General features: G+C 47.5%; 11 protein-coding genes. 3 read left to right on the top strand and 8 right to left on the bottom strand.

Going from position 1 to position 12711, the window contains the following annotated elements:
* The first annotated feature begins 55 nt into the window (after nucleotides 1–55).
* Nucleotides 56–565 (top strand): dihydrofolate reductase family protein, encoded by a 510-nt coding sequence (locus LOZ80_RS12035; RefSeq protein ID WP_238171661.1) that lies wholly within the window; start codon nucleotides 56–58, stop codon nucleotides 563–565.
* Between the two features lie 54 nt (nucleotides 566–619).
* On the opposite strand, the gene LOZ80_RS12030 is transcribed toward LOZ80_RS12035, so the two are convergent.
* The 4 genes from LOZ80_RS12030 to LOZ80_RS12015 all read right to left on the bottom strand — a co-directional run bounded on the left by LOZ80_RS12030 (nucleotide 620) and on the right by LOZ80_RS12015 (nucleotide 4871).
* Nucleotides 620–2029 (bottom strand): FAD-binding oxidoreductase, encoded by a 1410-nt coding sequence (locus LOZ80_RS12030; RefSeq protein WP_238171660.1) that lies wholly within the window; start codon nucleotides 2027–2029, stop codon nucleotides 620–622.
* 206 nt (nucleotides 2030–2235) lie between these two features.
* A complete protein-coding gene (locus LOZ80_RS12025; protein ID WP_238171659.1) occupies nucleotides 2236–3231 on the bottom strand; it encodes a S41 family peptidase in 996 nt (331 codons plus the stop codon).
* A 642-nt stretch (nucleotides 3232–3873) separates the two neighbouring features.
* Nucleotides 3874–4410 carry a GNAT family N-acetyltransferase gene (locus LOZ80_RS12020; RefSeq protein ID WP_238171658.1) on the bottom strand — a complete coding sequence of 179 codons (537 nt, stop codon included), beginning with the start codon at nucleotides 4408–4410 and terminating at the stop codon, nucleotides 3874–3876.
* A 32-nt stretch (nucleotides 4411–4442) separates the two neighbouring features.
* Nucleotides 4443–4871, bottom strand: coding sequence for a MarR family winged helix-turn-helix transcriptional regulator (locus tag LOZ80_RS12015; RefSeq protein ID WP_238171657.1), 429 nt, complete (start codon nucleotides 4869–4871; stop codon nucleotides 4443–4445).
* A gap of 378 nt (nucleotides 4872–5249) precedes the next feature.
* On the opposite strand from LOZ80_RS12015, the gene LOZ80_RS12010 reads away from it, so the two are divergent.
* Both LOZ80_RS12010 and LOZ80_RS12005 read left to right on the top strand, forming a co-directional pair.
* Complete coding sequence (locus LOZ80_RS12010) at nucleotides 5250–5990, top strand: glucose 1-dehydrogenase (protein WP_238171656.1); 741 nt, start codon at nucleotides 5250–5252, stop codon at nucleotides 5988–5990.
* A 130-nt stretch (nucleotides 5991–6120) separates the two neighbouring features.
* Entirely contained in the window at nucleotides 6121–6753 is a 633-nt protein-coding gene (locus LOZ80_RS12005; RefSeq protein WP_238171655.1) for an MFS transporter, read from the top strand.
* 258 nt (nucleotides 6754–7011) lie between these two features.
* Here LOZ80_RS12005 and LOZ80_RS12000 read toward each other — a convergent pair whose 3' ends face one another.
* The 4 genes from LOZ80_RS12000 to LOZ80_RS11985 form a co-directional block, all read right to left on the bottom strand.
* Nucleotides 7012–8925, bottom strand: a complete 1914-nt coding sequence (locus LOZ80_RS12000) for an S-layer homology domain-containing protein (RefSeq protein WP_238171654.1) — start codon at nucleotides 8923–8925, stop codon at nucleotides 7012–7014.
* The gene (locus LOZ80_RS11995; RefSeq protein ID WP_238171653.1) at nucleotides 8922–10565 is read right to left on the bottom strand and encodes an extracellular solute-binding protein; all 1644 of its coding nucleotides are present in this window, start codon (nucleotides 10563–10565) and stop codon (nucleotides 8922–8924) included. Before LOZ80_RS11995 ends, LOZ80_RS12000 begins: the two co-directional genes overlap by 4 nt.
* An 88-nt stretch (nucleotides 10566–10653) precedes the next feature.
* Nucleotides 10654–11529 (bottom strand): carbohydrate ABC transporter permease, encoded by an 876-nt coding sequence (locus LOZ80_RS11990; protein ID WP_238171652.1) that lies wholly within the window; start codon nucleotides 11527–11529, stop codon nucleotides 10654–10656.
* 23 nt (nucleotides 11530–11552) lie between these two features.
* Entirely contained in the window at nucleotides 11553–12506 is a 954-nt protein-coding gene (locus LOZ80_RS11985; RefSeq protein WP_238171651.1) for an ABC transporter permease, read from the bottom strand.
* Nucleotides 12507–12711 lie beyond the last annotated feature (205 nt).

Genomic DNA, 12711 nt, shown 5'->3' with positions numbered 1-12711 from the left:
GCTACGCTGAACTATAATCACCGTTTATTATCATCAACTATTAGGAGGCTATCCAATGAAAACAATTCTATGGGCAACACTAACAGGCAATGGCAACTACGCACAATCGAGTCCGAATAATCCCCCAAAAAAGGAAGCGCTCGGCGATTTTGCGGCCCATGCTCAAGCAGCTGGTAATTTCATTGTTGGAAGACGCACGTTTGAAGGGATGCAAGCGAGCGGAGTCGGGGGTGCTTTTACCGGCATGGATATCGTTGTCGTATCGGCAAACGTGAAAGAAATTCCCGGTGTAACGGTTGTCGGCTCGCCGCTCGAAGCCTTGAGCTACCTGCAGGATAAAGGCTATCCAACCGCCCTCATCTCGGGGGGCGCGGACCTTCACAATGCTTTTCTGGGTCAAGGGCTTGTTGACGAACTCATATTCAATGTCGCGCCGGTACTGGAAGGGAAAGGACTCAATCTATTGATTGATACGGAGAAGTACCAATACAAGGAAGTGGAATTGTTAAACTTCAAATCACTCGGCAGCGGCGTCGTTCAATTGCACTATGCGATTGGTCATTAAAACGGCTGCAAAATAGATCGCACCAAAATAAAGGAGCTGCCGCTGGCAGCTCCTTTATTTCAATTTAAATCTGGTGTGAGTACTATTTTTTCTTACCTTTTTACCCACTGGAATACTCTGAGCAAAACGAAACACATTATGAGGATCGTACTTTCGTTTCACCTGCTTCAATCTGCCAAAGTTCACACCATAATACGCAGTGGGCCAGTTCTTAATCTGCAAATCGGGAAAGTTCACATAATCCCCATTAACAAAGGTACGTAACGCTCTCCGGAATCTTCTCACCCACTGAATATTCCGCTGCTGATCCCCGTTGTTCCTCCAGCGGGCTGACAGTTCGTAGATTGTCTCAGCCTTTCGATGAGGATAGGCCGTTGCAGTAGGCGATACTCGACTTACCGCGCTTCCTGCACCACCTATGCTTTGACTCCAAACGCTAGAATACCTGTTGGGTGCTTTGGATAAAAAGTCACGTATAATTCGTACTCCTTCACGAGGCAAAGGTTTGAATCCGTAAGCCCCGGTTATTTTAAACTTCGGTTCCAAATTTAGGTCCGACTCAGCGAAAAATTTGGTTGCTTCAATAAAAGGCACTGTCTTCACCATCACCTTCACCGGCGTACCTGCTCGCAAGAGAGGTCTAATCAATTGACGCAACTCCTCTGCACCGCCAAGTAATTGCCCGGTAGATACAATAGTTCCCACCTGCTTGGCAGTCACCTCGATTGTTGAGGTTAAGCGGTTCGTGACAGACGGGGCCCAGCGCTGCCAAGCCGGTAACACCTTCTCCAAATCCCCCCATTTCCAGTTAACGCTGTATATAGAAACCATTGAAATGGGTCTAACCCGAAAAGTATAGGCTATAGCAACGCCAAAATTTCCTCCCCCGCCGCCTCGTGATGCCCACAACAGATCGGAATGTTTCCTCCTGTTTGCCACAATCGTCCTTGCCCCGAACCGCCCTGAAGCTACGATCATCTTCACTTGTTTCAAGTTATCGCACGTAAGTCCATATTTCCGGGACAGAAGTCCAATGCCACCTCCCATGGTAAGCCCAGCTACGCCTACGTCGGGCGCAGTCCCAGCCGGAAGTGTCACACGCTTATTCCACAGCTTTTTGTACACACGGGCAAGTGGATTTCCCGTCTGAACAATGGCCACCATATTTTTTCGATCAACCTTAACCTTATTCATCTCGCTCACATCGATAATAATACCGCCATTTACAGCCGAAAAGCCTTCATAGCTGTGCCGCCCGCTGCGCACTCGCAGCCGTACGCCCCGCTCACGAGCCCATTTGACTGCATTGATCACATCCTGAGTTCGCCTGCAAAAAACAATGACCCTTGGAAATTTGGAAAAGCGTCTATTGAACTCCATTCTGGCCACATTGTATGACGGATTGCCCGGAAATACGATCCTTCCGGTTAATCGTGTACCTGTCTTTTTCCGATTTTGTGCCATCTACTTTACACCATCCCTGTTCATGGCATATGCCTTTCTCATCAGCATATGTCTATGTAGGGACACCTGTCCTAGTAACGGCAAACGCCTTATTTGTATCGTAAAAATAAACATCCCAATAATAACAATTTTTCGTATTACACTCCCTGTTTAGCACAAAAGGCTGCACGCGGCAGCCTTTATTGCTTCATTCAACTATAGTTATATTATCTATTCTCTAATATTTTTTTGATATCCTTCAATAACTCCTCTCGTCCTGGTTCCGGGTTCTCGCTAAAGTGTTGCAATAACTCTTGAAGAAGCATTTCATATGCCTGTTCATAAGCTTCGTCACTATTGATCTCAATCTCTGGTAAAACTCCTTTGCCCTCCCAGTTATCTTTGGTTATCGGGTTAATTGCACGACCATTGGCTATAAAAACCTTAAAATGATCATTTATACGATGGACGCTACCTGGATTTGCTCCGCCGCGAGTTCTTTCGCCGACAATCTTTACTCTCTTGATTGCTTGCAGACTATAAGCGAATTCTTCAGCACCAGAACATGTATTGCGACTGGTCAGAATATAAACAGGTTTATCTCTGCCGAATCGTTTTCCTGACACAAATGGCAAACTCCAAAAGGTTTGCGTGGTATCATAAAAACGCCAATAAATATCATTTAAATGCACTGGAGGGGAACCATCTAACAAATAACTGGCTATTAAAGTCACCATAAATGATGAGCCCCCGTAGTTATTACGGAGATCAATGATTAATCCGTCTGTATCGCTAAAAAAACTCATGGCGTGTGCTGCAGTTTCACCTGCAAGCTCGGGATAAACGAATTCATTAAGAACGAGATATCCTATATTGCCTGGTAATCTTTCTACCTTTTCAAAGCCGTAGTTATTTAGTTTTTGGCGCAATTCGGTGTTCTTATCAGCGTTTGGATCGTATAACTGAAGAGGTAACGGTTCTTCACTAAAGAAAAGACTCAAATGTAAGTCATTACTTATATCATGCATATAACCTGTAATCTTTTGCGATAAGGCTAAGCCACTTTCTACTTTGTAAAAATCTCCTTCAGAAAGCTTTTCAAGTAGAACCCTCTTAATGGTTTCAGCAGTTTTTGGAAAAATATAATAATCAAGCAACAAGTCTGAGAGAGCTTTAACAGTATTCTCAATGAAAACATCATTCAGTTTATATGCTGTAGTCAACCCGCATTTCCCTCCCCGCCGTAGCAGTTTATGTAGTTCTAATTCTCTGATAGATCAAAAACCAAAGTTAAAAGCTTTCTTTATAACTCTAGAACAATACAATTTTTACCTTTTTATTATATAATACAGTCGTTTTTTTTGTATATAACAGATTTAAAAAAATGATGAATTATCACATTTTTAAAGACATTTTAATAATAATACAGGTTTATGAATCTATTGTAACAGAATACATTATGTACTATGGGTCTTAATAAAATTCATTGTTACAAAACCTGAAAAAGCAGCCGATCACTATCCGGCTGCTTGAGTGTCTTTCTTTATTAAACTATCCGTTCTCCGTTAACGTAATGAAGAGCTATCGTGTTGGTAGCCCTGCCGGTGTTCAAAAATCGTTCTCTGTTAATTCAACGCTTACCGCCGTATTTCTTGCCAACAGCGAGCCCTAGCAGAGGCGCAGCTAAAGCTCTTGCTTTCTTTGCTCCTTCAAACAGGATACTGTCAATTATTTCTGGTGATGCCATTAACTCATTGTATCTTTTCGCGGTTCTTCTAAATAATCATTCATGACCCGGAACAGTTCTTACTTTGCTTCTCCCTATCGTTCCTCGTTATCTATCTCCATGCCCCAATGTATCCAACTTAATTATTGAATTGAAAAACTTTGGAGAATCCGACATCATTCAATTCTTTATCTTCTTCGGTAAATTGATTATTTGTATACCCAGATAATGTTTTTCTCCAGAAACTTATAGTATCCAAATTCTTGTCCGTTGGTGTAGTAAAGAGCATCCATTTTCCTCGATGTAGATTGAAGACTTCTCTTACGGATTTTTCGCCTATTCCTTTACCTCTAAAGGGTCTTAGAATAAATATTTCGTTTATCATAAAGTCACAATTATCAAACAAATAGGGTGGCGTTGCAACCAAGATAAATCCTGCTGGTAATCCATCAACTTTTAATAGATAAGGAAACAGAATACCCTCTTTTTCCCACCATATATCAAATACAGGTATTTGTTGTTCAAGTGTATGATATTTTTCATCATCCTCGAAAACACCATATTTATTTGGCAGTACATTCCGAATTCCCGCTAAATCGTGTAAGTACAGGGGGTACAGGTTATTGATGATAAATTTGTTTTTACGTTCGCACAATTCGATTGTTAGATTATTCATAATATCCCCCCCATGAAAAATATTTTATTTAACTACAGATTTTGATTGATCTTCGTCAAAAGTTGTTGAAGAACTTGCCGATCGTCTTCGTTGAGATTCTGAACGATCTTCTCTTCTACCCGTTGGAAGGATAGTTCGAAGTCATTGATCAAGGCAAGGCCCTTGGGCAGAACGTAGATGTTTTTCTGCCGTTCGTTATGAGCGGGGATCTTCCGTTCGATATATCCCTTCTTCTCAAGTCCCTGAAGCATGCTTGTGATGCTTGCTCCGCGCACATGGAAACGTTCGGAGAGATCTTTCTGAATAAGGCCTTGCTCCTGATGCTCATGGATGAAGGCTATTAATTTTCCCTGCTGAGAATTCAAGCCCAGTTCTTTAATGCTCTCATCGGCCTGTTTCTTTAATTTAAGTCCGATAAGCTGTAGCATTTCCAGAAACGGGGTGTCGGGGTTGGTATCCATGCTGGACTCCTCCTGTCTAACTATTAAATTTCTAATTGTAAGTAATGAAACTATATAAGAAAGAATGAAAAGTGTCAACGGAACCGGTGGCTAGTTAGGGCTTGCTGGATGAATCAATATGCTTGCAAAAGCCCCCTGCTGGCTCCTTTTAAAGGATTTTACTGGACTGTCTACGGGTTTCCTTGCATCTTATAAAGAACAGTCAAACCCTTGTTATTTCTAGGTTTTTTTATTCGTTCAGCAAAGACCGATTCAGGATTCGGATAGAAATCGAATTAAAAAAATATTGACTGTTAGAATTCTAAGTGTTAGAGTTTTAAAAAGTGATTTTCTAACTTAATTACACACCAATAAACAAGAAAACTGGAGGAATTAGACATGAATTCGTTGAATGGAAAAGTAGCAGTGATTACCGGATCTTCTAGAGGAATTGGACGCGGCATTGCCGAGCGGTTATCGGAATTGGGGGCGAATGTGGTCATCAATTATTCGAATAGCGCAGAGGATGCGTTTGCTTTGGTGGATACAATCTTAAGCAATGGAAGAAAAGCGTTGGCGGTTCGCGCCGATCTCAGCAGAATAAATGAGATTGAGGAGATGTTCGCCAAGACGATGGCTGAGTTCAGCCAAGTGGATATTCTAATTAACAATGCGGCGGTGCTCACGAACAACCCTCTGTCCGAGGTGACTGAGAGGGAGTTCGAACATCAATTCTCGGTTAACGTCAAAGGGGTCTTCTTTGCTTGTCAGCAAGCATGGAAGCATATGGAAAGCAACGGGAGAATTGTGAATATCTCTACAGCAGGGACGAAACTAACCTTCCCTGATATGAGTGTCTATGCGAGCACCAAGGGTGCGGTTGAACACCTTACTCGTCAGTTAGCCAAGGAATTCGGTTCCAAACAAATTACCGTCAATGCAGTAGCACCTGGCCCGATACAAACCGAGCATTTCTTCGTTGGCAAGTCAGAAGAAGAACTTGAGTTCATGAAGAGCATGAACTCCCTTGGCCGCCTGGGTACTCCAGTGGATATCGCCAATGCCATTGAATACTTAGTGAGCGATAAAGCCGATTGGATAACCGGTCAGACCATCCATGTTAATGGAGGAATGAATTGAATCATCGAAACCTTATGATGACGTCCTTGCTCGTCTGCGGCTTCGTCGGCATGTTCAGTGAGACCTGTTCGCGCTTCGGCAGCTAACCATACCTCAGCCATTGCTGAACTTAAGCGTTTTCCGGTACCCGATGTTCACAGTCGGGCAATCAATCATTTTGATCGGCATGTTGATTATTGTGTCCAGCATGATTATTTTGCCCATATATCTGCAGAACAGCTTGAAGTTCTCCGCGTTTACGGCCGGCCTCCTGCTACTGCCAGGCAGTGCATTGAACGGAATCCTCTCCCCTTCGATGGGGCGCTTATTCGATAAGCACGGTCCGAAGCGGCTGGTTATCCCGGGCTTCTTGGTCATTGCGTCAACGTTAGGGTTCTACTGCTGGATAACGGCTTCTTCCTCAGCGGGATGGATCGTCGCTCTTCATATCGGACTGATGCTTGGAATCTCGATGGTGATGATGCCAGCGCAGACGAACGCGCTGAACCAGTTGCCCCCTGCTCTGCATCCACACGGCACAGCCGTCATGAGTACGCTTCAACAGGTGGCAGGCGCGATCGGAACGGCCATTGCCGTCAGTCTCCTATCACGAGGGATGGGTACGCGCTTACAGGATTCTATATTGTCGAATTCCTTCGATAGAATGGCAGGCGCGATAGCATTCGGCTCCCGGAACGCGTTCTTCTTTTCGCTAATCGTCTCGATTATAGGTTTGATTATCGCCATCTTCATCCAGCGGGTTGTCGTTAAGCGCACGGGATAAGTCATGATCAGATAAAATAAAAAAAACCGCTATTTAAGCGGATCCTAATCAGAATAAATTCTTGTTACACGACAAATCTCATTGCCCCATTCAACGAATTCTCGAAGAACTCACAGCCCCATGGCTTTTTCGGTAAGCAAGAATGAATCCAGTTTGGGATAAATAAAGCCAGCCTTTATTCATTAGAGGCTGGCTTTATTTATGTTTGGATCCCACCATTTCACCGTTTTTAATGTGCTTCAATGGCGTACCACTAAACTATGATGGCTCTATAAAAGAAATCTGACGCAGCATACGGATCATTGACACGGCGGTCTCCGCGCGTGTCACCGGTTCAAGCGGGCGCAATCTGAGGCTGTCATCCCCCTGAAATACGCCCAGTCTGGACATGCGAGCAACTGACTCCTTTGCCCAAATGCTGGTCTCGTAACTATCCCGATAGCCATCAATAATTGACGTTACTTCTATCGCGTCCCTGTCGGCTATCCAGTCGACAACCCTACTCAGAACAACAGCCAGCTCCTCGCGGGTGACTAGGCGTTCCGGCCCATACATGCCATCCTCGTAGCCTTCAAGCAACCCGAATTGAGCTGCCACGGCAACAGCATAAGCATACCATTCACCCTGCTGAACATCTGCAAACGGCTCTGCCCCTGTTCCAGTCGCCAAACCGCTGCCAAGCCCCAGTATTCTAGTCGTCAGCACCGCCAGTTCCGCCCGAGTCACTGATTCGTCCGGTGCGAAACGGCTTTCCTCCCGCCCATCCACCATCAGCCGTGCCGCCAGTCGGGTTACATCCGCCTCTGCCCAGTGGGCCCGCATGTCTTCGAAGCTGTGGCTGCCTGATACTACCACATAAAGGCCTCCGCCAATGCCTGCCTGATTGAGAATAGCATCATACCCGCTGTCCTTCCGAGCGACAAACCGGACGGGTACTGGCCAAATGGCGCCGTCCTCCGTAATCATCACGACTGCAGAACCGTCAGGGTCAATCATCCCCGCCGCTATGGAGCGTGTTATCTTCGACTGGCCAGAAAAATCTAGTGGAAATACGCCACCTTTCCTGTCCGCTATTGATATTGAATAACGAACAGGAAGACCGGACACTTGCAAGCCCATCTCAGCCAGCTCCGCAGCAGCTATTGACAAGGCACGGGCATTGGGAGACTGCTCCATGACGATCCGGACACTATCACCGTCTCTTAGAGACAGAAGCAAATCCAGCGGGAGCCGGTAAGAACCAATCGTGCTTGCAATGATTAACGCCGATGGCCCCCCTGCCGCTTGTCTCGCCTGCATTGCCTTGATGACATCGGCCGCCACCTCCAATTCAACGGCGGGAGCCGAATCTTCAATTGCAAATACATAAGCAGCGTTCCCCTTTCCGGCAACAATCGACCGCAGCGCCTCCACAGTCTCGTGTATATTAATCTCTGCGCGAACATTGCCGGTCTTCTCGGTCGTCATGCGAATAACACGTGCAGGCAAATAATAGACTCGCTCACCCTTTCCCACTGGCAACCCAACGAGCGTTACGCCTATCGCTTTGCCTCCGTTCGTCTCGGTTGGTTTCCCCACCTCGTTGCCCTGCTTTCCGCTCTCATCCACCCATTCGCTGTCGTCACCATGCTCACTAACGGCAATAACTGCACTAGCCCCAGCCGAAACAACTGCCCGCACAAGCCTACGATCCATAACTTCCAGCGAATTCAGCACAACAGAAGCTTCCCCCGTCTCGATTGCTTTGAATGACAACGTTGCCAGTGTCACATTGCCCCGCTCCGGTTCTGCCTGCCCCAACTTCGCATGGGCAAATACTATCCGATTTCCCTCCGCACGAGGCTGCGTAGAATAGCCGTCCATACTCGCTTTAGCAGCGGTCCATCGGAGCCTAGTCGAATCGTATTGTACGTCAAGTTCGAATGCAATCATCTCCTGCACCTCGGCCCGAACTGTAATCGTTACGGTGTCGCCAATCCGCACAGTTCCGGTCCCGGCCGCCAGCGTTGCGCTTGTTCTATCTGTTATCGACGGCTGCTCCGCTCTGTCCGCTGTCAACTCGGCGCTTGCCCCCGCTGCCAGCGCCTGCGGCGGCAATAACACCGCCAGAGCAAGCAACAGAACTATCGCCGCAAGCACCGAGGTTCCCGTTCCTCTGCTCTTCTTCATCATTTTGCCTGAACCAGCTTGCTGTAAATCGCTTGACCCTCTTGCTGGAACCAGCTCTGCGACGCTTGGATAACCTCCTTACGCCCTGCGGCATCAGCCTTCTTGAAGTATTCGTCCAGTGCCTCTAAAGGGAAGGCGCCCGTAATGATTTTGGCTGCATATTCGTAGCGCAAGTCGATTAGTGTCTTGCCTTTTGACAGCTCCACCTCGGTTTGCGGACGGTACTGGTTGATGTTTGGCGCAATCAGATGCGGGCCGACCGCTGTGTATTTGATCATATCCGGCTCATACCCGGCTAGTTTGGCGTTCGGCAGCCAAACGTCCGGTGAATTCCACAGACGATAGTAAATTTTGTAAATGATCTGATCATAGGCCGGCTTAATCGGAGAGAGGTTGCCGTTCACCATCTCATAGTGCGTTCCCTCTTTGCCAAAGTTGATGTAATTCTGCAGGTCCTTATCTTTCAGATAAGTATTTAGAAGATCAATGGCTTCGGCCGGGTGCTTCGCATTTTTTGGAATCATGAAGAAAAATGAGACTGGCGCCGGCCTCGGATATCCTTTGCGGCCATCCTTGCCTGTCACAGGGGCCAAAAACTTGAACGATGCCCCCGAATCCGTCTTTACCAACGCTGCGCTGAGATTTTTGACATCGTAATAACCTGCATACAATGCAGCTGCTTTCCCCGCCGACACTTTTTCGTTCACCTGAGCGGATTTGTTGAACAGGAACTCGTTGTCCAGCAAACCTTCCTTGTACAGCCGGTTCAGATAGGTCAGCAACTCCTTCAAATACAGATCCTGCGAATCAACCAGCTTGCCATCCTGAACAATAAATGGGACAGCGAGATCCGTGATGCCGGACATGCCGAATGCTCCCGTAATCATATCCAGACCGTCAAACGGGTTGCCGCGGTTCGCTCCCGATGCCGTAAGAGGGAGCGTCCCTTTGCCGCTCGGATCTTTCTCTTTAAGCGTCTTTAAGAATGTATATAGTTCATCCAGATTTTTGGGATCCTGCAAGCCGAGCTTGTTTATCCAGTCTTCGCGTGCAAGGAAACCGCCTCCCAAATTCTGATCATTGTATTTTTGATAAGGAGGCACCGGGATCGCATATTTATTACCTCCCTTTGTTACAGCGGCCCAAGAGCTGTCCGCCACCATTTTGCTGATTTCGCTGCCATAGCGGCCGATCACGTCATTCAAATCCAACAGCATTCCTTGCCCCACAAAGCGGTTGTATAGCGATAGATCGGAATTATAGATAAGATCAAACGTATCGCCGGACGCAAACATCAAATTCAGCTTGTCGAGCTGATTCGCTGCCGGGATAACCGTCCATTCAACGTTTTTGTAGCCCGTTTTTTCCTTGAGCGCATCGAGAAACGGGTTTTTGTTTTCGCTCATGCCCTGATCGAAGCCTTTGAAGGCTGCGTTCTCCGGAACGGCAATACGGATTTTGGCGTTTTTGTCGAGCTGTTTGGCTGGTTCGGTTGTCTGAGCGGCTGGCGGCGAGGAGCCGGCAGGACTCGCGCTTGTCTGTATGTCTCCTTCCTTTTTCGCGGTGGAGCAACCAGCAGCCAGCGAGACGGTCAGCAGCACCGCAAGTGAAAGCGAGCCTTTCTTACGTAAATGTGTGGTCATGGTAGAATCCTCCCATTTTTATCTTATCTGAGTTTTGCATCTATGGATATCAGAACGTGCGTATACGATCTGTTATTCCCGTTAGTAGCTATTGCTTGACCGCGCCAAGCGTCATACCCGTCACAAAATATTTTTGCAGAAACGGGTACACGAGCAGAATAGGCAGCGTCGAGACAATGATGGCCGCGGCCCGGAACGTCTCGGAGGCGATATGCACCATGTCGGCCGAGTTTTCCATATTAGGCGCACCAGCCGCGGAGACAATGCTCTGTAAAAACAGCGGCAGCACGATGACGTTTTTGTTGGTGAGGTACATCAGCGGGCCCATATAGTTATTCCAAATCGCCACCGCGCTAAATATCGAGATCGTCGCGAGCGACGGAATGGAGATTGGCAGCATGATGCGGAACAGCACGGTCAGATTGCCTGCGCCGTCGATACGCGCGGATTCGTCCAACGCCGCCGGTAGCGTCTCGAAGTACGTGCGGGCCAAAATCATGTTAAACGCGCCGACGAGGCCGGGGATGACCAGCACCAGCAAATTGTTAATCATGCCCGTCTCCTTGATAATCAAATAGGTCGGGATCATGCCACCGCTGAACAGCATCGTAAAGATGTACGCCATATTAATCAGCTTGCGTCCAGGCAAGTCGCGTTTTGCAGCCGCATACCCGATACAGGCAGTGAAAAACACTTGGACAAGCGTCCCGAACAGGGTCACCAGCACACTATTGAAAAAAGCCTTTTGAAAATCGATACCGTTCAACAGGATCTTAAAAGCGTTTAAATGAAAGCCTTTCGGCCACAGATGAATTTGCCCGCTGATAACATAAGCCTCGTCGCTCACCGACTTGGCGATCAACGTCACGTAAGGCAGCAGGCAGATCAGGCCAATGCCGATCAGCAGCGCCGCATTGAATGCCGCATATATTTTTTCGCCCCGCGTACGTTTGAGGTGTACCATGACCCTCCTCCTCTCTTCTTCCGTCACCAGATGCCGTTGTTCGTATATTTGCGGCTAATTGTGTTTGCGATAATCATCAGAGCCAGACCAACAACGGAAGTGAAAAGCCCGACAGCCGTCGTGTAGCTGTAATTCACATTCTGGATGCCCTCACGGTACACGTATGTTGAAATGACATCGCCTGCACCATATACAAGCGGATTGTAGAACAGTAACACTTGCTCCACATCGCTGCCTAGCGCATGAGCGACCCGTAGGATGATGATAAACGCGATCGTTCCGGCGATACCCGGCAGCGTGATATGCCAGATCTGCCTCAGCTTGCCCGCACCGTCAACGCTTGCCGCCGCATACAGCTCGGGATCGATCGATGTCAATGCCGCCAGGTAGATCACCGCGCTCCAGCCCGTCTCCTTCCAGGCCGTCGACGCTACAAGCACGCTGCGGAAGTAGCTTTCGTCCCCCAGGAATGTGATCGGCGATCCGCCCAGCACCTTGATGGCAAAATTGATAATCCCCGTGCTTGGCGAGAGGATATCGATGAAGATGCCGCTGATGACGACCCACGATAAAAAGTGGGGCAAGTACGTCAGCGTCTGTACAGCTCGCTTGATCATTCGGTTGCGCAGCTCATTCAGGCACAATGCCAAAATAATCGGCAACGGAAACTGGAACAGCAACTTGTACAGGTTGATTAATAACGTGTTGCTCAGCACGCTGAAAAACTTCGGATCGGCAAACAACGTCTGGAAATGATCAAGACCAACCCATGAGCTGCCCCAGATGCCATCAAACACTTTGTAGTTTTTGAAAGCGATAATAATTCCTAGCATCGGAATATAATTGTACACGAGCAGGGAAAGCAGCGGGATGGAGATGACAAGATAAATATCCCAATTGTTACGGATGCGGGACAGCAGCGGATTTCTGCGACTGCGTGCGACTGCTGCCCGCTCCTGCGATACGATGTGGTTCAAGCCGGAATCACCTCTTTCTGTGTCGTTTCCTACATCCTACCTTCTGTCAGACGCGGTCACAATAAGACAAAAATCCGATCCATCTGACGATTGTCAGGTGTTTATTATCGGACTGCCAAGCATCCGGTATCGACAGCAGCTGGGGCTGTCCCAAAAGTCAATTTGTCATTTTTTGAGCCCCATTCAGAACTGAGTTTCTTCAAGA

It is taken from the genome of Paenibacillus sp. HWE-109 (assembly GCF_022163125.1).
In the GTDB taxonomy this organism is placed as follows: Bacteria; Bacillota; Bacilli; order Paenibacillales; family NBRC-103111; genus Paenibacillus_E.
The sequence above is the reverse complement of the archived record's forward strand: the minus strand, read 5'-3'. Positions and strand labels throughout refer to the sequence as shown.